Annotated in this window: 7 protein-coding genes; 4 read left to right on the top strand and 3 right to left on the bottom strand. The window is 43.5% G+C overall.

Features of this window, described 5'->3' with window-relative positions:
• Positions 1-101: 101 nt before the first annotated feature.
• The 3 genes from dprA to BM130_RS05305 all read right to left on the bottom strand — a co-directional run bounded on the left by dprA (position 102) and on the right by BM130_RS05305 (position 2541).
• Positions 102-1232 carry a DNA-processing protein DprA gene (dprA, locus tag BM130_RS05315; RefSeq protein WP_010526273.1) on the bottom strand — a complete coding sequence of 377 codons (1131 nt, stop codon included), beginning with the start codon at positions 1230-1232 and terminating at the stop codon, positions 102-104.
• Between the two features lie 42 nt (positions 1233-1274).
• Positions 1275-1883, bottom strand: a complete 609-nt coding sequence (locus tag BM130_RS05310) for a hypothetical protein (protein ID WP_010526274.1) — start codon at positions 1881-1883, stop codon at positions 1275-1277.
• 202 nt (positions 1884-2085) lie between these two features.
• Positions 2086-2541 (bottom strand): hypothetical protein, encoded by a 456-nt coding sequence (locus BM130_RS05305; RefSeq protein ID WP_010526275.1) that lies wholly within the window; start codon positions 2539-2541, stop codon positions 2086-2088.
• A 106-nt stretch (positions 2542-2647) separates the two neighbouring features.
• Between BM130_RS05305 and aroB the strand changes: the two genes are divergently transcribed.
• The 4 genes from aroB (at position 2648) to BM130_RS05280 (ending at position 24531) form a co-directional block, all read left to right on the top strand.
• Positions 2648-3703: a 3-dehydroquinate synthase gene (aroB, locus tag BM130_RS05300; RefSeq protein WP_052298946.1), complete on the top strand. Its 1056-nt coding sequence runs from the start codon at positions 2648-2650 to the stop codon at positions 3701-3703.
• A 122-nt stretch (positions 3704-3825) separates the two neighbouring features.
• Positions 3826-5061, top strand: a complete 1236-nt coding sequence (locus BM130_RS05295; RefSeq protein WP_010526277.1) for a 3-phosphoshikimate 1-carboxyvinyltransferase — start codon at positions 3826-3828, stop codon at positions 5059-5061.
• A gap of 560 nt (positions 5062-5621) precedes the next feature.
• On the top strand, positions 5622-23420 hold the full coding sequence (locus BM130_RS05285; protein WP_010526278.1) for a PKD domain-containing protein: 17799 nt from the start codon (positions 5622-5624) through the stop codon (positions 23418-23420).
• Positions 23421-23466: 46 nt separating this feature from the next.
• Positions 23467-24531 carry a PorP/SprF family type IX secretion system membrane protein gene (locus tag BM130_RS05280; protein WP_044138347.1) on the top strand — a complete coding sequence of 355 codons (1065 nt, stop codon included), beginning with the start codon at positions 23467-23469 and terminating at the stop codon, positions 24529-24531.
• The last annotated feature ends 330 nt before the right edge of the window (positions 24532-24861 follow it).

Here is a 24861-nt window from a genome sequence, read left to right as displayed (position 1 = left end):
TCTGCCTATTTATACATGTTCTTGTTTCGACAAACTTATTTGGTTATGCCCGTTTTTTTTAGTTCTTCAGATTACCTGTCCTTGCTATTGATTATTTCTGGTCAGGAAGACAAAATCGCTCGGTAAATACCACCGGGCTTACTTTTTACTAATCCTTTAAATTCCAATTCAAGTAGAATAGAAGATAATTTGCTTACAGGGATGCCGCATTTAAGGCTTAAGATATTCATGTTTAATTCTTTTTCGGCCATTAAGGTTTCCATAACCTTTTGTTGTTCTTCACTATCTAAAGTGGTAAATAAGTTGCCTTGTACTGATTCAGGATGTTGGACTCCTGGCTCCCATCCTAAAATATATTCAAGGTCTTCGGCTGACTCAATTAAGGCTGCAACATTTGATTTAATTAAATAATTGCACCCTTTAGAGTAAGTATCACTGGGCCGTCCGGGAAAGGCCAAAACGTCTCTATTATAATCTGAAGCCAATTGTGCGGTTATTAAAGCTCCGCCTTTAACGGCCGATTGAACCACCACTACTGCATCCGAGAGTCCGGCAATAATGCGGTTGCGTTGAACAAAGTTATGGCGATCCGGCTTAGTTTTGCTTCTAAATTCGGTTATCAGCGCCCCTTCTCCTAACATTTCACGAGCTATTTGTCGATGCATAAATGGATATATGCGGTCTAGTCCGTGACCTAATACACCAATAGTAGGTAAATGTTTTTTAAGGGCAGTTTTATGGGCACATACATCAATTCCGTATGCCAAACCGCTGACAATAACGGTTCCGGGATGTCGTTCGGCAAGGTCACTTACTAATTTTTCACATAACTCCAACCCTTCGTCTGTTGGTGTCCGCGTCCCAACTATGGCGATAGTTCGTGCAGCATCGTAGCATTTTTTCCCCTTGATATAAAGCATCAGTGGGGCATCATCACAATAAGAAAGGCGACGTGGATAGTCTTGATCTGAAAAAAATATCGGAGTTATGTGGTGCTTTTGTATAAAAAGACATTCTTCCTCAGCTTGATTTAATAAGCTTTTTCGATCAATGTTGCGAAGCAATTGTTCCAATGTGGGCCCAATACCCGGTACTTTTCGAAGAGTGGGTAATTTTTCTTCGAAAAAAGCGGCTTCTGATTTTAGGTAAGCTATTAAATTACGAGCCAGCTTTGGGCCTATCCCTTTGATTAGGCTTAAGGCAATCCGGTATTTTAACAAACTTTGATCCACGATATTTTGCCTGGATTGGTTGCGATAAAGTAAAACAAAATTTTACTCAATGAACCAGGAAACACCGGTAGTAACCATTCCCGGATTTCCTCGACCCACTTCCAATAACATGCAAAATCGATCGGTTAAAAAATAGCGAATGCCAAATATCGGGCGAATTCTAAAATCTATATCCTTCTTTATGGGGAGGTCTTTGTATTGCCCGGTTTCTGAATCCCAAACATGTTTCTCTTCCGTCTTGTTAAAGGCCATTTGCATGGCCCCTGAGATATATAGATCAAAATCACCTAAAAATATGGAATAACCGCTTAATCTTTCAATCCATTTGGCATAATGTATGGTGGCTACTGCCCCCGTTGTATATGTGCGATATTTTAAAACATTGGTTGATATAGTATCATTAACATATTTGTCTCTTTTGTATCCTATAAATCCTCCTGCACTAAAAAAAGAATTGAGTCCTTTTTCCACAAAAAAAGATAAGGGTGGTATTTTGCTAATTGAATAGTTTTCATAGTTATTCTTGTCTGAATAATCGGCAAAAGAAATTTTGGGGCTGATAATCCATCGTTGCTTATTATATTGGGCAAAAGAGTTTGATTTTATGCCTAACAATAAAATAAACAGAGCAATAAAACAACGTTTTCCCATATTTAACCTGACATTTTCGCGCTGGGCGTTTAATATTTTAGTTTCTTACTAGTTAATTTTTTACCAATTGGTCCAAAGTAACTCGCTTGGCTGAACTAATATTTAAGGCTAACTTTTCTGGTCATGCCCCTTTGTTGGTACAATAAAGCATATAAATTTCGGTTGTAAATTCTCTGACAATACTTAATGATTATGTTGAGCATTATTTCTCTAATTTAGAAAGGTATTGGTCTATTTTGAGTCTGTTCTTTTTGTTTGTAGCCGATAGACCTACTGGAGGATATTTGGCTATCCCACCTTGCATTCTTTGGTAAATGGTTAACCAGTAAAAAAGGCCTGCCATTTTTGATTTTATCTCATGTCGATAAATTTGATGCAACGGAATTTTAAATGCTTTAAATTTTCTCCCTATTGGAAAAAGATTATAATGTTTTACCAGTAAATTTTTATTGTTTTCAACTTCAATTTGAATAAAGAAAAAGCCTCCTAAATAAAAGAAAAGACCCGAAAGTGCTATTAAGCCGAGGATTAAAAGTTGTGACCACATTGGAATGGTGATAACTTCCGAAAATGAAAGAGCAAATATTATTATTAGCAGCGTCCATGTTCCGGTAAAAATTATCAAGGCCTTGTTTGATTCTTTTTTATTCGAGATCATTTCCAAATAACTTTAAATTGTCTTTGTGCTGAACAAAGATAAAAAGTTCAGACACAAAAAAAACCTTATTTTTGCAACAATCTTACTAATTAATATTATTTTGAGCATGCGACCAATACCTTCAAAATCGGCCTCTGTTTCTCTTTGTGACGATCCTAAGTCCGATCTGGAACAGCTTATTAAGAATATTGCTCCCGACAAAATTTTTGTCCTTGCCGATGAGCATACTTTTCGTCATTGTTTTAACTTCATTAAGGATGTTAAGGGTGTTTCGGCTGAGCGCACTTGTAGGATTAATGCCGGCGATGACTTTAAAAATATTGAATCCCTATCTTCGGTATGGCGGTTTCTCTCAGAGAGAGGTGCAACTCGACATTCGCTTCTTATAAATTTGGGGGGAGGTATGCCTTGCGACTTGGGAGGCTTTGCTGCCGCTACTTATAAAAGAGGAATTCCTTTTATTAACATACCTACCACTTTGCTCTCTATGGTGGATGCCTCGGTAGGTGGTAAAACGGGAATAAATTTTAATGGTTTTAAAAATGAGATTGGTGCATTTCGACAAGCTGAAATGGTCTTAATTTATACACCTTTTCTTAACACGCTTGATCAGCATAACCTTCTTTCAGGATATGCAGAGATGATTAAGCATGCTCTTATTGATAAACCTGAAGCTCTTGACAGATTGCTTAAAATTACTTTGTCTGATATCTCTTCGGACAAACTTTCGGCATTGGTTGCTGAATCGGTATTGGTCAAAGACCGTTACGTTGATAGTGATCCTCTGGAAGGTGGTATTAGAAAGGCCTTAAATTTAGGACATACTGTGGGGCATGCCTTTGAAAGTTTATCAATGAAAAAAGGAAGGCCTGTTCTTCATGGTTTTGCTGTTGCATGGGGAATGATCGTTGAACTTCGTATGGCCGAAAATAAATTGGGATTTCCGTCCTCGGTGCGCAAAAAGGTCGAAGATTATATTAACAAGCTCTATGGTTTCCACCCTTTTGGAGAATCTGATTTTGAAGACCTTTACGCGTTGATGCTTCATGACAAAAAGAATATAGGCGAAAGAATTAACTTTACCCTTTTGGATAAGGTGGGCGAGCCGGTCATTAACGTAGATTGCAGTAAAGAAGAAATAAAAACAGCGCTAAGTCTTTAATTGGTGGAATAGATTGTGGATAGTTGATGATTTCCAGGAAAATTATGGAAATATCCTTACAATAACTAACATGATAAGAACTGTTTGTAATATTAGGGCTTGATACTCGAAACTAAAAAACGATGGAATCATTAGTAATTATACCCCCAAAAGAAAAGAAAACAGTAACCATAGAATTGCCTTCATCCAAAAGCATTAGTAATCGATTATTGATTCTTAATGCTATATCATACAGTGCCCGGCCAATTAAAAATCTTTCCGATAGTGATGATACGCGGGCTCTTTATACTTCGCTCCATTCTAATGCTTCTTTTTTCAATGTGGGTGCCGCAGGAACTACTATGCGCTTTTTAACGGCTTTTTTATCTCGTATCGTTGGTGAATGGGTGATTACCGGAAGTGAGCGTATGAAAGAAAGACCTATCGGCGTTTTGGTGGATGCTTTGCGACAATTGGGTGCTAAAATTGAATATATGGAAAAGGAGGGATATCCCCCTCTTCGGATCTTTGGCAGTGCATTGCAAGGTAAAACCATTGAATTACCCGGCAATATCAGCAGTCAATATATCTCTGCTTTGTTGATGATTGCTCCTGTTGTAAAAGACGGTATCATTTTGAAGCTTATTGGCGATATTACTTCCAAACCTTACATTTTACTTACTCTTAAATTATTGGAACAATATGGAGTAAAGGCAGAATGGAATGCGAACGTTATTTCTGTTCCTGAGCAAACCATGATACCTCCGGAACAGGTCACGGTCGAAGCCGATTGGAGTGCCGCTTCTTATTGGTTCCAGATAGCAGCTTTGAGTAAGCTTGGCACAAAGATTATTTTAAAAGGACTAAAACAAAACAGTTTACAGGGCGACGCCAGAGTGGCTGACCTTTTTGTGCCGTTGGGGGTTAATCATAAATTTATTGACGGTGGTATAGAGCTCACTAAGTCAGGTAAATCGGTGGAACGGTTTGAATATGATTTTACCGACCAACCCGATCTGGCCCAAACATTTGCTGTGACCTGTGCCTGTTTGGATGTTCCTTTTCACTTGAAGGGTCTTCATACGTTGAAGATCAAGGAGACAGACCGAATTAATGCCATGATTAAGGAGGCACGAAAACTAGGCTTTGTTTTTTCAACCAATAATGTTGACAATCTAGTATGGAATGGTGCGAAAGAAGAAATAACAGAACCGCCACATATTCAAACTTATCAGGATCACCGAATGGCCATGGCTTTTGCTCCGGCTTCTTTAATAATTGGTAAGATGAAAATTCAAAATCCTTCAGTAGTTTCTAAATCGTATCCAAGTTATTGGGAAGATTTAAAAAAGGGAGGTTTTTCCTTGATCTCTTCTTAGCTGAAAAGGCCTTTTTTGTTTGATAATATTCTGAATGTAATAGTCTCTTTTGCGGAACTCTTTTCTAAGTTTGACTTTTAAAGTTGCCAAGTAACCCCAACGCGGCCATTTTTATAGTTAGTTAATATTTGGCCTATGGCTTGGATAGATTTTATTCATATTTAATGATATTGGGGCCTGATAAATAATCCCTTTGGTGGTTAAAATAACTTTTCTTTTTTTCTTATCATTCTTTTTCCCCAACCTTTTTATACTTTCTACGTAAAAACTTTTGATGCTTTTTTGCAATGATTTTGCATAGTGTACATGCCGTAGAAGCATTGTTGAAATATATATGCAATAGCAAAGAAGATTGAAAGTGTTTTTAAATTTTTCCTTTTTAAAGAATATGGCTATTAATTAAAAAAAGATTTATTGAGACCCTATTATGGTCCGTGGATGATCCATTTCTGATAAATTATTTTTCCGATTTGAGGTATCGTTAAGGATGCTCTGTTGTTTAATAAATGATCTTAACTAATTACTAACCCCAGTTTGCCGGGATCAAAATATTTACGCGGATGAGGAAAGGTTTACCAAAAAATATTAAACAAATTCCATTTTTGTTTTTTAAGAGAGTATTACTCTTTCTAGGCCTTGCTGTTTTTTCTGTTCATATGACTTCCGGGCAAAACACCGTTTGTGCCAAAGGGTATCTTACCGGTAAAGAGGTATTGGATGCCATGGGATTACCCGGGGGAGGGGGCGTGCGGTCAGGTGGAACTTTTGTTGTAACTTCTACGGTGCCGGATGGTGGCCAATCTACAATAACCATTGATGATGGTTCTACCAGTACTAATGAAGATGATATCTTTACGGGTTTTGACTCTTTTTACACTTCATATACCATACAATATAATAATACTCCTAAAAGCAATTCTATTACCTACTTTGTGTCAGGGACTGCTCCTGCAGTGACGCTTTCAACGCCCGACCCTTCTACCATTTGTGAGGGAGAGCAGGTAGATATTAATTTTACTCTTTCCGGAGCTACCGGTGACTGGGAAGTCCAATTGGAGGATGGAACCTCAACAATTACATATACTGTGAATGCCGTTTCCGGAAGTCCGAATACGGTCACTTACACCCTTGATTCTGATGCCACGATTGAAATTACCTCCGTTGAGGCTAATGGTGGTGGTTGTGCCATGGATCCGGCTGATTTGCCGAGCCCCATATCTTTTACGGTTTTACCCGATCCTTCGTCCAAAACAGTTACAGGGACCAGTGTATGTGATCCGGCATCGCTTAATGATATTACTTTATTTAATTCTGACAGCGGTGTGGAATATTACATTGTATACAATGATGGCAGCACCACCTCTGAAGTTTCGGGTACCCGATGGACCGGTGACGGCGGTGATCATATCTTTACGGGAATAAATGAAGGTCCCGGCGAGTATTATGTTGTTGCATTGGGATGTCATGGCGAAGAGAAGATGGGCGGTTCGTTTTACATTAGTACACCGCCGGCAACGACACCAACTATTAGTTCGTCCAGTCCTGCCTGTCCGGGTTCTGATCTGACTATTGATAATACCGAAGGTTCCGATGTGCAATATTATTTATTGCGTAATGGGGTGCGAACAGGTGCTTATAGGAATGGAAACAATGGCACCATCACTTTTGGTAATTTAACCACGCCCGGGACTTACACTATAGAAGCCGAACGGCATGATTGTGTTGTTACCATCCCCGGTTCTTTGGAAATTCAGGCTCTGCCAGCTTTTTTTGAGCTTTCTGCCAATAAATTTTCTTATTGTGCCGGAACGGTACCTACCGGTGTAGAACTTACTCTTGATGGTTCTGAATCCGGTATTCAATATCAGCTTCAGAGAGATCTTGGCTCCGGGTATACGGATGTGGGGTCTCCGGTAACTGGCGATGGTGGGCCTTTAACCTGGGTTAATGTAACCGAAGGAACCTACCGGGTGGTAGCTTCAACTACCGCAGGCTGTTCAATAATAATGAACGGCAGACCAACCATTGAGGAGGCTACTCCACCTTCGGCTGTTATCACTACTTCTACACCCAATAGCCGTTGTGAAGGAGCTTCTGTGGATTTCAATATTAATGTTACACTAACAGGTACTCAACCTTTCTCTTTTGAGATTACCAATAATGCGGGAGATCCCCCAATTGTAGTAAATGACCTTTATTCCAATACCTATACGATTTCTGTTGATCCTTCAACCGATGTTACATACACATTGACCAACCTGACCGATGCTTCGGGATGTGACCCGGTAATGGATGTGGGCCGGGTTCAGTTTTATGTTCGTCCCAATCCCGTCTTTACTTTTGATGCAAGTCCCAATCCTGTTTCTACTGTTTCGGGGAATTCAACTACCAGTGTATGTGTCGGAAGTGAGGTTACTTTGGATGTTAATGTTTCCAATACCTCCGGACCATTTGATTATGTTTGGAGTAACTCTTTGGGAACCACTAAGTCGGTATCTTTTAATCCTAATGAAACCAGAACTTATTCTGTTACTGTTGAAAATGAATATGGTTGTGTTGCCACCAAAGAAATCGAAGTTGTTGTTAATCCGCTCCCAACGATTGATTTTGAACCTGATGGTGGGGATTACGACATTTGTATAAACGGCGGTACTGTCGAGTTGATTCCGGCTTCTCCCAATACCGGTGGTAACTTTACCGGAACCGGGGTGACCGGTAATTTCTTCGATCCTATCACGGCCGGTGTCGGTCGACATGATGTTACCTATACTTTTACCAATACCACCACCGGGTGTGAGAATAGTATTACCAAACCTCTGGATGTTAACCCCGAACCAAATGTTAATATCCATATAAATCAAACAGATTATTGTTATGGTGATGGTTCCACTACTTTGAATAGTATCCCTCAAAACAGTAATGGCTCCTGGGAAATAGTAGGTGGTACCAGGTCTTGGTTCCGTGACAATGGTGATGGTACTGCAACATTAGAAGTGGATAATGCCATTGATTTAACAGGAGGTGGTACCTTTGATTTGGTTTACCATTACACTGATCCTAATACAGGTTGCATCGGTGAAGACATGCTTACGGTCGATTTACATCCAGACCTTGCCGATGAGATTGATTTTGAATACCGTTCTAGTGCTGCTGCCACCTATTCATGGAAAGCTTTCCCTGCGGGAGACCTGCTCTTCTGCCAATCGAATGACCCTATTGATTTGCGCGGTATTTTTGATGATACTGGTCTCCCTATTGGCGATGGATCTTTTTCAGGTCCTGGTGTGACTAATACCGGTGCGGGAACAGCTCAGTTTGACCCTTCGGTTGCTGGAAATGGTAATCATACCATTACCTATACTTATACCGATCCCTCTACCACGTGTACAGGGGTGGTTACCCATTCGATTCAAATTGGTACTACCCTTGAGTTCCCGGGATTAAATGCTCTTTATTGTGCTTCCGATGGTCCTATTAATGTGTATGGTGATGAAGTTCCCTCAACCGGAGTAAGCGGTACTTTGGAAATATTTAACAATAATAATCCTGCCAGCCCGTCATTACTATATACTCATTCCAGCAATTCAAGTTCTAATCCTTTTTCTTTCGATCCATCAACCGAAGGACTGGGACCGGGTGACTATCTCTTCCGATTTACCTATAATGATGGGGTATGTGATAATGTGATTGAACAAGAGGTAACTGTTGCTGATGTGGTTGATGCTACCTTTACCATTGATGCTCCATCTACCCAGTTTTGTGAAACTCAAAGTCCTGTTCAACTAATACCCAGTCAGCCGGGGGGTATTTTTACCATTAATACTTCTTCCGGACTTGGCGTGTCCGGGTATTATTTTAATCCCTCTCATCCGGATGTGGTACCGGGCAAAACTTATACTATTACTTATACTATCAATACGGGTTCATGTTCTGATTCTTATTCCATTGATGTCAATGTAATTCCTGTACCGACTCTTGATATTTCCGGATTGAGTGACGAGTATTGCGACAATGATGCCGGACCCTTTTTAATAGAGCCCAATAATGGAGGTATTGCCGGTGCTGTTTATACCTTTTCTGCTACGCTCAATGCCGTTGGCCGCTCACCTCTCTATTTTAATGATGGTGCTGATACCACCCATGTGACATCTTACACATACACAGGTACATCCGGTGACCCTCTCTATTTTGACCCTGTACAGGTCGGATATGGTACCTATACCATTACTTATACCTTTGACAATACTGCCAATACCGGTTGTGTAACATCAGTGTCAAAGGTTGTTACGGTGCATGAGACGCCTGGTGTAACCTTTGCCGGAATGACAGATCCGGTGGAATATTGTCAGTCCGATGCCCCGGTAACGTTGGAAGGCAGTTTTGTGAGTGGTGGATTGACCGGCCTTGGTAATTTCTTTGGTGCAGGCATTAATAATCTTACTTCCGACGATGGTGTGGCTGAGTTTGATCCTTCTTCCGTCATCCCCGGAGATCATCCTATCCAATATGTGTATACCGATCCCGCCACAGGGTGTAACTCGGAACGTACCAAAATATTTACGGTGAAAGAAACTCCTGCGGTTTATAATATTACTCCCAATAGTTCCACATCTGCTTATCCCGGCCACTTTTGTCCGGGTGATAATGTGGTGATTGGGGTGGATGATTCTCAGGATGGAGTAGATTATCTTCTGATCCGCAATGGTGATGTCTCTTCACCTGTTGAAACCATTCCAGGTAATGCCAGTGCCGGTGCTATTACTTTTCCACCGGTGACAGTACCCGGTGACTACACCGTGCTTGCCATATGGCCTTCACCTTCTGGTTGTTCTCAGTGGATGAATGGAACTGTCGAGGTGCGGGAAAATAATGTTACCGCCTCTTTCACCAAACAAAATGTATCCTGTACTGGCGACACCAATGGCGAAATTGTTGTCACCGCTTCGGGTGGTAGTGGTCCCTATAGGTTCTTCCTTTACCAGAATGCTTCTCTTTCTACGCTCGTCGATGATAATAATTCGGGAATATTTACAGGGCTGGGAGCTCACGTTTATTATGTTCAAGTAGAAGATGCCATCGGTTGTACGCTTCCGGTACCTGTGGAAGTGAACATTTCTGAGCCCGCTTCCGGACTCTCCGTTGTTACTGGTAGTTCACCCACTGGATGTGCTGGTTGCACTGCCGGGGTAGATTGTGAAGGTGAGGCATGGGTGACTATCTCCGATGGGACGGCCTTTGCCGATTTAGTAACTTATCCTTCTGGTTATGATGTGCAATGGACAGATGCCAGCGGAAGTACCGTTACGCCTTCGGGTGATGGGACCATTATTGAAAAAATGCCGGCGGGCTTCTACACTGTTCGGGTTACCGATGCCAATGGATGTTGGATAGAGGAAACCATAGAAATTGAAACCGTACCTGCTATCTCTTTGACGGAGATCAGCCGGACACATGTTGACTGCCACGGGGCTGCCAGCGGACAGTTCGTGGTTGAAGCTACCGGTGGGGATCCTTCGGCCGAATATCAATTTTCTATTGATCGGGTTAACTGGTTAAGTCCGGATGCTCCGGGTGGAAGTCAACGAACTTTTTCCGCATTGACGGCCGGCTCTTATAATGTTTATGTTCGGGACGCTCATTATCCCAGATGTGAGTATCAGTTAGCTTCGGCCATTGTACTTTCCGAGCCTTCGGAGTTAACCATATCTGAAGTGCCGGGATCTCATATTGATGTTGATTGCTATGGAAATGCTACCGGTCAGTTTGAGGTGGTGGCTTCCGGTGGAAGTGGTACTTTCGAATATTCTTTAAATGGAGGGGCGTTTGATTCTGACAAAATCTTTTCCGGACTTGTTGCCGGTTCCTATAGTGTAACGGTTAGGGATGGAAATGGGTGTACCGCTTCGTTGGCTAGCCCCGTCGAAATTACTCAACCTTCTCAACTGACTATTTCCAATACTTCAACATCCCCTGTTTCTTGTTTGGCGGGTAATGATGGAAGCATTAGCATTACAGCTTCAGGAGGAGATGGTAATTATGTTTATTCCATCGTCTCCGGGCCAGAAACAAGACCTGATCAGACCTCTAATACATTTGACAATCTTCCTGCCGGAACTTATGAAGTCAGGGTAACTGATGGAAGTGGTTGTGTTGCAATGTATTCAGGGATTGTTGTTACAGAGCCAGCCTCTGCTCTTTCCCTGTCAGGGACCGTTATACAAAATGTTTTGTGTCGAGGTGGAAATAGTGGAAGCCTTGCTGTTACCGCTTCTGGTGGTTCGGGAAATTATGAATTTAGTATTGATGGTGGAACTACTTGGGTAACTAACCATACTAATGACTATACTTTTGATAATCTGGTAGCAGGCACCTACACTATTGATGTCCGTGACATTAATGGTTGTACTGCCAATACTTCTGTAACTATTACTCAACCTGCCACTGCTTTCTCTTTGAGTGCTATAGTTGACAATCATGTTACTTGCTTTGATGGCAATGACGCTGAGATAACTGCAACGGCATCCGGAGGATTGTCCTCTTCAGGGGTTAATTATGTTTTATATAAAGATGTTGCAGGATCTTGGGTAGCTCAGGCTTCCCATTCCAATATTACAGGTGCGCCCTATACTTTTACGTCGCTTTCGGCCGGTGATTACCGGATTGAAGCCTGGGATAACAGTGGGTCTTTGAATAGTGACTATTGTTTTGATTTTGTGGAAGTAACGGTTAACCAACCAACTGCCGAGATTGAGATTAATCCGATAAACATTCATCATGTCACCACCACCGGGGGAAGCGATGGTTCTATTGAAATTGAAATCACCGGTGGTAGTGGTTCCTTTGTTTCTATCGTCTGGAGTGGTATTGAAGAGGGTACTGGAAATCCTGTAACCGGACTGGCCAATAATGTTTATGTTCAGCCCAATCTTGTTGCCGGAACTTATTCCGTTGAGGTGACCGATGACCTGGGTTGCACAGTTGTTTCCGATCCCATAGTTGTTACCGATCCTGATTCTCCTTTGGGGCTGAGTATTTCAACCAGTGCGCCAGGACCTTGTTTCGGTGCAACAAACGGTACTATTAATTTAACTGCTGTTGGAGGCGTCACTCCTTACGCTTCTATTACGTTAAGTAGGGCCGGTGTCCTTATTCCCCCAGCTGCTTCTGGTGCCGACAATGCCACCTTTAACAACCTGGGTGAAGGAACCTATCTGGCTGAAGTTGTGGATAATGTAGGTACATCCTATACGGAAACCATAATCTTTGATCTTCCTGATCAACTTGATCTTAACTTTTCCATCATCCATGACGCTACTTGTGTCGGGGCTGCCGATGGTACTATAACTTTCAGTGTTTCAGGAGGTACTCCTGATGCTTCTGTTTCACCCAATACTTATGACTACTTTATTATTCCGCCCGGAGGAGGTGTTATTTCCGGAACGGTGAATGCAGGTAGTGCTGAAACGGTTGCTTCTCTTACTGCTGGTACGGGTTATCGGTTAATGGTTATTGATGATTTGGGTTGTAACGTTGAGACTTCATTTGATATTGACGAACCCGATCCCATAACTTTTGATATCGATTCAAAAAATCTTTCCTGTTTTGGCAGCGACGATGGTGAGATTACCGTTACGAATGTAACCGGTGGCTGGGGTAGCAATTATAGTTATGCCTGGGAAGTATTCAATGGTAGCGGTTGGGATCCTTATCCTTCTTCCGGTCCGGCAACAACACCAACTGTAAATAATCTTCCCGTTGGAACTTATCGGGTAACTGTTACCGGTAATCTGTATGGATGTACTGCCACTTCGTCCGAAATTGTTATTACTCAGCCAGAAGAACTTGAACTCATCTTATCCGGACAAAAAGATATTACTACTTGCTATGGAGATAATTCCGGAGAGGTAACCCTGCGGGTTGAAGGTGGAACAGGACCTTATGATCTTACCGGTAGCGCTACCTATCTTAATTGGTCGGGCTCAGGCACTTTCGTTGTATCAGGCCTTTCAGCTGGAGTTAATTCCTTTAATGTACAGGATGCTAATGGATGTACGGCATCTGCTTCGGCTACTATTAATGAACCCGGGCAACTGGTGGTTGACAATATCGCTGCTCAAATAGAATGTGAGTCTGATGGTTCGGGTGGTGAGCTGGAAATAGAAGTTTCCGGAGGGTTGCAAAATGCCACGAGTGAATATGCGTATCGCATAGAACTTATTAATCAAGATACCGGAAACAGTTTGGTTTGGATGCGTACCTCTTCGGCGCAACCTTATGTTATCAATGATATTACCGGTATTCCGGCAGGAAATTATGATTTGATAATTTCGGATGCAAACTCTTCTGACCCTTCAGCATGTAGTTATTCCGATGTTGTGAGCCTGTCATATATCGATATTCAGGCTGTTGTTACGGATGTTTCCTGTTCGGGAGCTGCTGATGGTGCAATAGATATTACTATTGAAGGGGGATCCGGTAACTACGCTTACCAATGGATTAAGGATGGCGGACCGGGCGTGTATGCTATCACACAAGATTTAAGTGGTTTAACCAGTGGTAATTACACGTTAACGCTGACCGATTTGGATCGAGGTGGGTGCTCTTTGGTTCGTAATTATCAGGTAAATAATGGAAAAGTACTCTATTTAGATGCTTCTGTTGTACAGGTTAGTTGTAATGGTGGTGCCAACGGTGCTATCATTGTAGATGATGTGGTTGGGGCAGTACCTCCTGTAACGTATTATCTGGATGGTGTTGCCGATGTAGACAACGATGGTCAATGGACCGGTTTGACTGCCGGCACATATATGGTAACCGCCATTGATGCTGATGGGTGCGAAGTAACCGAAAGCTTTTATGTGGCTCAACCATTGGGCATTGATTTCACCTTGAGTACTTCTCTTGATTGTTCTTCCGATTATTCCCGTTCGATTACTTTGAGTGGCCTTACAGGGGGAACGGCACCATATACCTTTAGCTGGAGTGGGCCGGGAGGATTTACTCAAGTCTCGGATACAGAAATTACTGACATTACCGTTGGAGGTACATATAGCGTAACGGTTACCGATCATCGGAATTGTTCAATAACCAAAAGTATAACTCTTTATGGGAAGCCGGTTCTTTCGGCCGATGTTTCTGCCGTTCAATGTAATGGTGGAAGCAATGGTATTATTGATTTGACGGTTACGGGGGGAAGTGATAATTTCAGTTATAGCTGGGATGACCCTGCTACTTCTACTTCTCAGGATTTGAGTGGTCTGGCAGCTGGAACCTATCATGTAGTTGTTACAGATCTCTCGCAAATATGTTCTGTTAGTGGAAATCCTTATTCAACTACATTGGAGGTTGAAGTTTCCGAACCTGATCCCTTTGTGATCGACAGCTATATCTCGCACATAGATTGTGGTGGTGGAACGCCTGACGGTGAAATTAATATTACTTCCATTACGGGAGGTTCAGGAAGTTATACCCTCACGTGGGATGCATCACCCTATATTACTCAGGGGGCATGGCATCAAACAGGTTTGCCGGGGGGTGAATATACTGTGGTTATCTCTGATGCCGATGGTTGTTCTGTTACCAGGAGCTTTACGGTGAATGAACCCGATCCTCTGGATTTTGCACTTGATGTGGATCCTTCCAATTGTTTGCAGGAAAATTCTATTTCTATTGTTTCACCTACAGGTGGAACAGGAAGTTATGAATTCATTTGGGCAGGGCCTGGTGTCGATACCTCTTCACCTACTATTACCACACAGACTAATTTACCAGGTGGTGAATACACCGTTACTATGGTGGATGTGGGGAATGCTCATAACTGCAATATCAGTAAATCGGTAACCCTTTCAAAACCTTTGGCCGTTACTTATTCGGTTGAGTCCGAAACCTGTCCCGGTGCTAACAATGGTTCTGTTGATATTACCGTTTCTGGCGGGGTGGCACCTTATTCCTATAGCTGGTCTACTGTTGATGGTAGTGGTTTATCCGTTTCTGAAGAAGATCAAAGTGGACTGTCTGCCGGTACCTATCAGGTTATTGTTACCGATAGTAATCCTGACGGACCCTGTACATTTACCATTTCCGATATTACGGTGAATGTTGCCAATACCATTTCTGTGGGAAGCAACATTACGCATGTTCGTTGTTTTGGTGCGGCCACAGGGGCTATAAGTGTTAATGTTACAGGTGGTTCCGGAACATATCATTATCTGTGGAGTGGTCCGGACGGCTTTTCTTCCAATGACGCCAACATAACCGGCCTTAAAGCCGGCAGCTATACCTTGGTGGTTTCGGATGTTATTGCGGGTACCTCTTGTTCTGTTACCAGAACTTTTGTGGTTGAGGAACCCACTTCTGCTATTGAGGTAACAGATGTTACTGTTGGTGGAGTAGACTGTCGCGGCAATGCTACCGGTTCGATAGATATTACCGTGGCAGGGGGAACGGCACCCTATTCTTTCCAATGGACAGGTCCGGCCAGTATTCCTGATCCTACGCTTGAAGATTTAAGTAATGTTCGTTCCGGTGTTTATAATGTGGTTATTACAGATGCTAATGGATGCGTTCTGGATTATGCAGCCACTTACGGAAGTACTATTAATATACCACAGCCGGCCGAAGCCTTAGAAGTTGTCCTGGTAAATGTGGATGATGTTACTTCTACTGGCGGCAACGACGGAGCTATTGAAGTAGATGTTACCGGTGGTACCGGCTCCTATACCATATTGTGGTTTGATGACTTAGGTAGTCCTGTCCCGGGCACCGATGGTCTTGAGGTGGTAGAGAATTTAACCGCCGGTACTTATAGGGTATATGTGGAAGACGAAAACGGTTGTTCCGATGAAATATTAAACATCGTAGTTTCAGAACCCAACGCCGTGCTTGATCTGAAAATCAGCAAACGCAGTATTGGGGTATGTAGCGGTTCCGCCAACGGACAAATTAAAGTTGACATGACCGGTGGAACCTTGCCATACCAATCCATTACTTTATATAATGGTGCTGGAACGGTAGCTCAGGTAACCAATCAGAATAATGCTGTTTTCGATAACCTGCCGGCAGGTGATTATGAGGTTTCCGGAATCGATGCCAAAGGTGTGGAAGTACGAAAAGCGGTTACCTTGCTGGAGCCTACCGCTCTGCAGTTGAATGCCGCTGTTACGCAACATGTGGAATGCTACAGCGACGCTACAGGAATTATTGAAGTATCTGTGGATGGCGGCGTTGCTAAAGAGATTGGCGGAAATTATTATGTGACGCTCAGTGGTGGGCCTTCCGGTACGGCTGCTAACTATTCGCCTTTGTCGGGTGAAGTCTTCACTTTCAGCAATCTTCCTGCCGGAACTTATACCGTTCGACTGATTGACGACAGCAATGTCAATGAGGTTAATTATGACAATGACTCTTTTGCCGATGGATACGGCGACGGAACATTTAATATCAATACCGATTGTTATATTGAACAACAATTAGTAGTTGAACAGCCCGAAGCTCAGTTGGTATTGAGTACCATGACCGGAAGTGAAGAGTTGTGCGAAGGTGAGTTGCCCTGGCTCCAAATTGTAACATCCAATTGGGATCCGGCAGCTAGTCCCCTCGAAGTTCAACTGAGTGATGGTGAGACCTATCTGGTTAATAGCTCGCCCTTCCAGTTTCAACCTAATAATATTCCAAGTGTCGGAATTACGCAATACACTATTACCGGATTTGTTCAACAAGGTACTACCTGTAATAAAGGTACCGCTTCGGGTACGGCCACTGTTGAAGTACATCCCTTGCCCACGGCTACTATCTTTGGGGATGGAGAACTCTGCCTGGGCGAAAGCAGAGATTTAGGGATTGAACTGACCGGTACCGCCCCATGGAATGTTACCATTTCCGATGGCACGAACACCTGGAATGAAACCTATACCACAACGCTAAATTTCTTTACCGTTTCACCTGTTGAAAACTCCTCCTATCAGGTGTTAAGTGTGTCCGATGCTTATTGTTCCAATACCGGAACGGGTACTGCAAATATTACTGTTCACGAACTTCCGACAGTTACCCTTACAGGTAATGCAGAAATATGCGAAGGAGAAAGTACCGACCTTACATTTGATTTTACCGCCGGAACAGGACCCTGGACGGTAACCTTCACAGAAAATGGTGTGTCGCGTACCGTAGGGCCTATTACCACCAGCCTTTATACATTGTCTGTGACGCCTGTAGTAACCACAGATTATGAATTGGTAAGCGTTCAGGATGCCAACGGATGCTCACAACCCGCTTCCGGACTGGTAAGGGTTACCGTACGTGAATATCCCGACCAGCCCACCGCTATTGTGGGCGATGACATCGTTTGTCAGGGAAGTACCCATGCCTACTCGGTAGATCCTGTTCCTAATGCTACCAGTTACGTATGGTCATTACCTACCGGAGCCACCATCATTTCCGGTGATGGTACCCGGGAAATTGAGGTTCAGTTTTCTACTACAGCTCAAACCGGTAATATCTCGGTCTATGCAGAAAATAGTTGTGGTGCCGGTCCAAATATAACCTTGCAAATAAATGTTGATGAGCTGCCTCAGTCGATTGGCCCCATTTCCGGTCCGGAAGACCTATGTCAGGGTACTACAGGCATTAGTTATAGTGTAACACCCGTGACAGATGCTTCCACCTATAACTGGACGGTACCAACAGGCTTTACTATTGTGTCGGGCCAGGGGACAGCAAAAATTATTGTTGATCTTGATCCCGCGTTGAATTCAACTGTTGGGGATATAACCGTCACACCGGAAAACTACTGTGGTGTTTCTTCCAGCACTTCCACTCTTGAGGTAGAAGTACATCCTTTACCTCAGGCCGATGCCGGAACCGATCAACAGCTGTGTGGCAATTCAACCACCATGAATGCCGCTGATCCTTCTGTTATTGATCCCAACTGGCAGGGTACGTGGGAACTGGTATCCGGCTATGCCGATATTGTTTCACCTCATGATCCGAATACTGTTGTGAATAACATTAGTCGCGGGGATGTGGTTCTGCGGTGGACCGTGACTAATATGGCAACAGGGGGCAACGGATGTAGTATTAGTGATGAAGTAACCTTACGTAATAATACAATTACGGTTATTGCCGATGCTGAGCAAACCCTTACTTGTGACGCTTCAAGCAATCTTTATGGTACGCCTATCCCTGCCTATGACAATACCAGTGGACGGTGGTCAGTAGAATCGGGAAGTGGAGTGTTTGATGATGCCACTTCTGCTTCTACTACTGTGTATGATTTAGCGCCAGGTTCTAACATTCTGCGTTGGACCATTACTCAAAACGGCTGTGAGAATTATGCCGAAATAGAAATTATTAATGATGAACCCGACCAGGCCGTAATATATGCTGAAGATCTTATTGATGTGTGTGGTACCGATACCATGCTTCTGGCCAATGAACCCGTCGAGGGGGGCGGTGTCTGGTCTGTTGAGAAAGGTAGGGCTACTATAACGCCTATTGGTGGGAATTCTTTCGAAGTAAGGATTACCAATCTTGCACGTGGCGAGAATGTAATCCGCTGGACTATCACTAAAAATGGTCATTGTTCTACTTTTGATGAGGTTGTTATAAGAAATAATCAGCTGGATGTAGATGCCGGTGATGACTTTACCACATGCGATAACACCGTTCAGCTGATGGCTACTGAACCACCAACAGGGGCTGTCGGATATTGGACAGCACTGGATGCTGCTGCCGGGTCTGCTACCTTCTCAGATGGTACTTCTTATCAAGCCGTGGTTAGTGGCTTGGTGAATGGTGAAAACCGGTTAAGATGGACGCTATATAAAAATGGCTGTGAAAGCTCTGATGAAATTGTTATAACCAGCAATACCCCAACTCAAGCCTCGGTGGGTAGCCAGCAGCGCATATGTAAAAACGATACCATTCTTTCGGGAAATGACCCCGCACCCTATGAAGTGGGACGTTGGAGTGTAGTACAAGGTAGTGGTGAATTTGTAGATGAAAATGATCCTAAGACCAGAGTGAAGAACGTTGGCTTAGGCACCAATATTTATCGTTGGACTATTTATAACGGTAATTGTTCTACCTCTGCCGATCTGATAGTTGTTAATCAGCAGGTTGAGGCATTTGCCGGACGCGATACTGTTTCCTGTAGCCGCTTTGTTTATCTTAAGGCCGATCCGGTCCCCGATGGTTATTCAGGTTTATGGACCATTGTATCGGGTAGTGGCGGCGCCGTATTTGATGGCGATGCCAGTAACCCAAATGTAGGAGTCCAACTCTCGAAAGGTGAGAATATTTTACGTTGGAATGTGGTTCACAATCAATCCGGATGTTCCTCATCCGACGAGGTTAGCATTTTGGTTAATGCCGTTGATAACGTGGATGCCGGTGGTGATCAAATTATCTCGGACGGCAGTGGTCAAGCTATTATGCAGGCTGAGTTGCCCGATAGGGCTACCGGTGAGTGGTCCATTATTTCCGGAGGAGGAGATATTGTGGATCCTTCCGATCCTAATACCCTTATTACGAACCTGGTGAGAGGGCCTAATATTTTCAGGTGGACTGTGACTATTGGGAATTGTTCTGCTTATGACGAGGTTCAGATTACCAATGGAGATGTTATTGAAGCCGAAACGGGGCCCGATATCTATATCTGTTCGGATGAGACCTATATGAATGCCAATGATCCCGATAATGCTATCGGGAAATGGACACTTGGGCGCTTTGGGTCCGGTAAATTTGAAAATGAACGAGATCCAAAAACACGCGTTTATGATATTGGGCCCGGTGAAAATGAATTTGTTTGGACTATCTCCTACGGTCAGGGAACTTCCTTCTCCAGCGATACCATTATCGTTATCAATAACAGTCCGGATGAAGCCCGTGCCGGTTTGGATGATTATACCTGTAGTGATACATATACTTTGTTGGGAAATACTCCCGATCCCGATATGGGTACTGTTTCCTGGACTATTGTCTCCGGAAGTGGTACGTTGGTTACTCCCGACCAGCCTGAAACCCAGGTAGTGGGATTGTCACAGGGAGAGAATAAATTTGTTTATACCATTGAAAAAGGTTCCGGTGTAAATGTTTGTTATTCTACAGATACGGTAACAATAATTAATGGAACTGCCACGCAGGCCTATGCCGGAGAAGATCAGACTATCTGTACCGACAGTGTTAAACTGGAACCCAATGTACCCAATCATGGCACCGGTGAATGGAGAATTTTGGAAGGCGCTGCCGAATTTGAAGATAATATGGCCCGTAAAATTGCACGTGGAACTAATCGTTTTATGTGGGTTGTTTCTACTGAGTACTGCTCTTCATATGACACGGTCACTATTGTTAACAATATGCCGTCCATACCCAATGCCGGTCGGGATATCGCAGTTTGTGTTGACAGTGTGACCCTTTCCGGTAGCCTGGATGTATATCACACCGGAGAGTGGTCATTGATCTCCGGTTCCGGTACTATTGAAGATCCCACTAAGCCCGATACAAAAGTTACCAATCTGGGCCAGGGCGAAAACAAATTCCGGTGGACCATTACCAATGGTAATTGTAGTGATTTTGATGATGTTATTATCCGCAACGACTTTAAAGAAGCTGTTATACGGTATGATGCTTCTACGCCATTGTGTGTTGATACTACTGTATTGGAGGCCAATAATCCTTTGCCTGGCGTAGGAACATGGGGAGTCATTGGCGGCAGTGGATCCGCAGAATTTGTAGATCCCGAGGATCCTTATACTGTGGTTCGCAATCTGCAGCAGGGCGAAAATCTTTTGACCTGGACCATTACCAATGGCGAATGTACCGATGTGGATACGGTACGCATTATTAATAATCAGCCTACTACTGCCGATGCCGGAGATAATATGGCTACCTGTGACAATTTTATCTATCTTACGGCCAATAATCCCGTTGTGGGAACCGGTAGTTGGACCATTAGAAACGGTGGTGGCAATTTCTCTTCTCTTTCTGACCCATCGGCCAGAGTCGATTCCCTGAAATTTGGTGCCAACATATTCCGTTGGACCATTGAACACGAAGGATGTAAATCTTTTGATGATGTTCAAATTGATTATAATACCATTCAGGCGACGGTGGGAGACGACCGTACCATCTGTTCCGATTCTGAAATTTTGCAAGGAAATAATCCTTCGCCGGGTACCGGTACCTGGACCGTTGTGGGAGGAACCAGTCAGGCCTATTTCGATGATATTAACAATCCCAATACCACTGTCAGAGATCTGAGAAAAGGAACAAATCGCCTTCGCTGGACCATTAATTACAAGGGATGTGAGACTTATGCAGAGGTCTCTATTACTAATGCCTTGCCCAGTACCGCCTATGCCGGTAACACCCAGCGTCTTTGTGACGATGAGACGGTATTGGATGCTATTGAGCCCGAGATAGGTACAGGACGTTGGGAAGTGGTGGCTGGATCGGCTACTATTGCTGGTTCTGACATTAATAATCCCAAAGCTACTGTTACCGGTCTGGCAAAAGGCGATAATGTATTACGTTGGGTGGTGGAAAACGGAATTTGCAGTACCTCGGATGAAGTGTTAATTGTAAACAATTTGCCTTCTACGCCCTTTGCCGGAAGTGATATTGAGGTGTGTGAACCCAACCATGACCTGAGGGCTGCAACCCCCGAATATGGCGAAGGACTATGGTCCATTATCGAGGGCGGTGGTAATATCTCTGATGTCACTGATCCGCGGGCATCCATTTCCAATCTGGTGCCTGGCATTACACGCCTTAAATGGACCGTTAGCATGGGACAGTGTAGTGTTTCCGATACCCTCGTTATCGAAAACAATACACCTACTCAGGCCAATGCCGGGCCCGATGTGTCCGACTGTAAAGACTGGGCGCAGTTAGATGCCAACCCGGCCGTATATGGTACCGGTGAATGGTATATTGTTTCGGGTACCGGAACTTTCCAAAATCCTGCTGATGAAGCCACCATCATCGAAGATCTTGGCTTTGGTGAAAACATTCTTATGTGGGAAATTTGGAATGGATCTAAATGTTTCTCCCGAGATACTGTTAAGATATTTAATAAAGTACCCGAACAAAGCGATGCCGGAAATGATAAAACCATCTGTGAAAACTATACCACGCTGAACGGTAATACACCACCAAGTCCCGCCATTGGTACCTGGACGGTTGTGAGTGGTGCCGGTACTTTCGACGATCCCAATTCACCCAGTTCTATCGTAAGAGATATTGGTTTTGGTGATAATGTCTTTAAATGGACCATTTCATACGACGAATGTGAAACCGAAAGTACGGTAACCATTCGCAGTAACAAGACCGATGCCTACGCCGGTGAGGATGTTGTGGTTTACGACCCCGAAGTGCTGTTGAATGCCAATAATGTGGGAGAACTGGATGCTCACTGGGAAATCGTTGGAGGAACCGGCGAGTTCGAAGATCCAACCTTCTTTAACACCCTGGTTACCGGATTAAGTGAAGGCATCAACACCTTCCGCTGGATTATTACTGTTGATGAATGCGATTCTTATGATGATGTCAGTGTTGAGTATCGTCCTACGCCCGATGCCGGATTTATTACCGATGTGGACTCAGGTTGTTGGCCACTAACCGTTCACTTTACCAATTATTCGGTTGGTGTGCAGGAACGTAATTACCATTGGGACTTTGGCGATGGAAATAGCAGTGGTGATCAGAATCCAGTGCATACCTTTGAATATGCCGGTAATTTCCCTGTTGTATTAACTGTTCCCGGTCCTGATGGTACCGAGGGATATTATCAAAAAATTATTAAGGTGTACGACCATCCTGAAGCCGCCTTTAGTGTTACGCCTGAACAGGTGTATGTCCCCGGTGATGAGGTGCGTTTCTTTGACCTATCGGTAGGTGCCGTCGATTATCTGTGGGACTTCGGCGATGGTAATACCTCTACCGAGGCTCATCCGGTGCATGAATATGCCGAAACCGGCGTTTATGATGTGACTCTTCATGTTACCAATGAATACAATTGTACCGATAGTATTACCATTGAAGGGGCAGTGACAGCTATTGCCAACGGTTTCATTAAGTTCCCCAATGCCTTTAAGCCGCGACCCGATGGTGGCTCTGAAAACCGGCCTAATGAAACCAATAATATCTTTAAACCCGTATACAGAGATGTTGATACCTACCATCTTCAGATATTTAACCGATGGGGACAGCTGATTTTTGAATCGCGTGATATCGAAGAAGGATGGAATGGCTTTTATCAAGGACAACTGGCCCCGCAAGCCGTTTATGTCTGGAAAGTCAGCGGTACTTTTATGAACGGAAAAGAATTTAGAGAAACGGGTACAGTACTTTTGGTAAGGTAAGGCCAATTTTTAACTTTAACCAACAACCTGATTGATGCAAATGCTAATGAAACAAGAATTCAAACATATAATTAGCTTATTAAGTTTTTGCCTTCTAATTGTTGGCCCTCTTAATGCCCAGGATCCCACCTTTTCGCAGGTATATGCCGCGCCTGTGTATTTGAGCCCGTCGTTTGCCGGGCTCACCGACGGAAGTCGCGTGGCTTTAAGTTATCGGGATCAGTGGCCCGGTATACCCAATACTTATCGCACTATTTCCTTCTCTGCCGATCATTTTTTTGATAAGTATAATAGTGGTATCGGGTTGGTTTTTGTGCGCGATGATCAGGGTGGCGGACAGCTTATTACCCAAAATATAGGGATGGTTTATGCCTATGAATTCCCTGTAACCCATTCCATTTATGTAAGGCCGGGACTTAACTTTAAATATTTTGAGCGAAAGATTGATCCGGCATCGCTGTTGTGGCGCGATCAAATAGGACCGGAAGGGGATATTTTGGCCAGTGCCATCGGCGATTTTGAGAAGGAGAGTTATAATAAATTCGATGCTGCCGCTTCTGCAATGGTTTACAGTAACGATTTCTGGGCAGGGGTGGTGGTTGACCACCTTATTAAGAGTGATTTGGGTTTTACCGATATAGAGTCTTCCATGCCATTGCGAACCACTGTTTATGGGGGCGGGAAATTTCGGTTTAGACAAAGAACCAGAAACAAAGATGAGGTGAGTGGTACCTTGGCTTTTATGTATCGTATGCAGGACAATTTTCAACAACTGGACATGGGGAGTTACTGGTATATTAATCCTTTTGAACTTGGATTGTGGTATCGTGGGTTACCTATAGGCAGCAGTGACGAACTTTCCAATAACGATGCTTTGATCTTTATTGTGGGCTTTAATATCGGAAGTGTGAGATTGGCCTATAGCTATGACCTTACATTATCGGAACTTGCCGGTCATAGCGGAGGGGCTAATGAATTTTCGCTTATATATCGTTTTTCTACTTCAGGTGTCAATAAATCGCCTCGCGGTGCCATACCTTGTTCGGATTCTGGCAGCAGTTGGATGCGTAATAAAAAATCCACACGCCGCTATAGAAGAACCATCTTTTGACGGGAAAAATCGTGAGGTGCGGTATTTGTTCTTTTGTTACGGTAGTCTTCCGGAAGGGTATTGAAAATTGTGTCCGAATAATATAATCTTTGCCTGAGATTTTCCTCTGTTTTTGCACCTGTGGCAGAATACCCGCCTGTGCCGGTAACCCATACGAAATGGCTTGTGCCGGCCTGCAAGTTTGGGTTTAATCAATTTAATCGATGATAATTGTATTATCTCTTTTTTCTACCTCTCCTGTTTTCAGCGTTGGGACACCCTAAAAATGTTTATTGACAATTTCAAATAATTCAGATTGCTGCTGGTCCATTTGTAGCAATCTGGATTTGG

Source organism: Thermophagus xiamenensis (genome assembly GCF_900112795.1).
GTDB classification, from domain to species: Bacteria; Bacteroidota; Bacteroidia; order Bacteroidales; family Marinilabiliaceae; genus Thermophagus; species Thermophagus xiamenensis.
The sequence above is the reverse complement of the archived record's forward strand: the minus strand, read 5'-3'. Positions and strand labels throughout refer to the sequence as shown.

Bases quoted from the DNA above. Each gene is read 5' to 3' on its own strand.
- BM130_RS05310 (WP_010526274.1), bottom strand. From the start codon at position 1,883: ATGGGAAAACGTTGTTTTATTGCTCTGTTTATTTTATTGTTAGGCATA.
- BM130_RS05305 (WP_010526275.1), bottom strand. From the start codon at position 2,541: ATGATCTCGAATAAAAAAGAATCAAACAAGGCCTTGATAATTTTTACC.
- aroB (WP_052298946.1), top strand. From the start codon at position 2,648: ATGCGACCAATACCTTCAAAATCGGCCTCTGTTTCTCTTTGTGACGAT.
- BM130_RS05295 (WP_010526277.1), top strand. From the start codon at position 3,826: ATGGAATCATTAGTAATTATACCCCCAAAAGAAAAGAAAACAGTAACC.
- BM130_RS05285 (WP_010526278.1), top strand. From the start codon at position 5,622: ATGAGGAAAGGTTTACCAAAAAATATTAAACAAATTCCATTTTTGTTT.
- BM130_RS05280 (WP_044138347.1), top strand. From the start codon at position 23,467: ATGAAACAAGAATTCAAACATATAATTAGCTTATTAAGTTTTTGCCTT.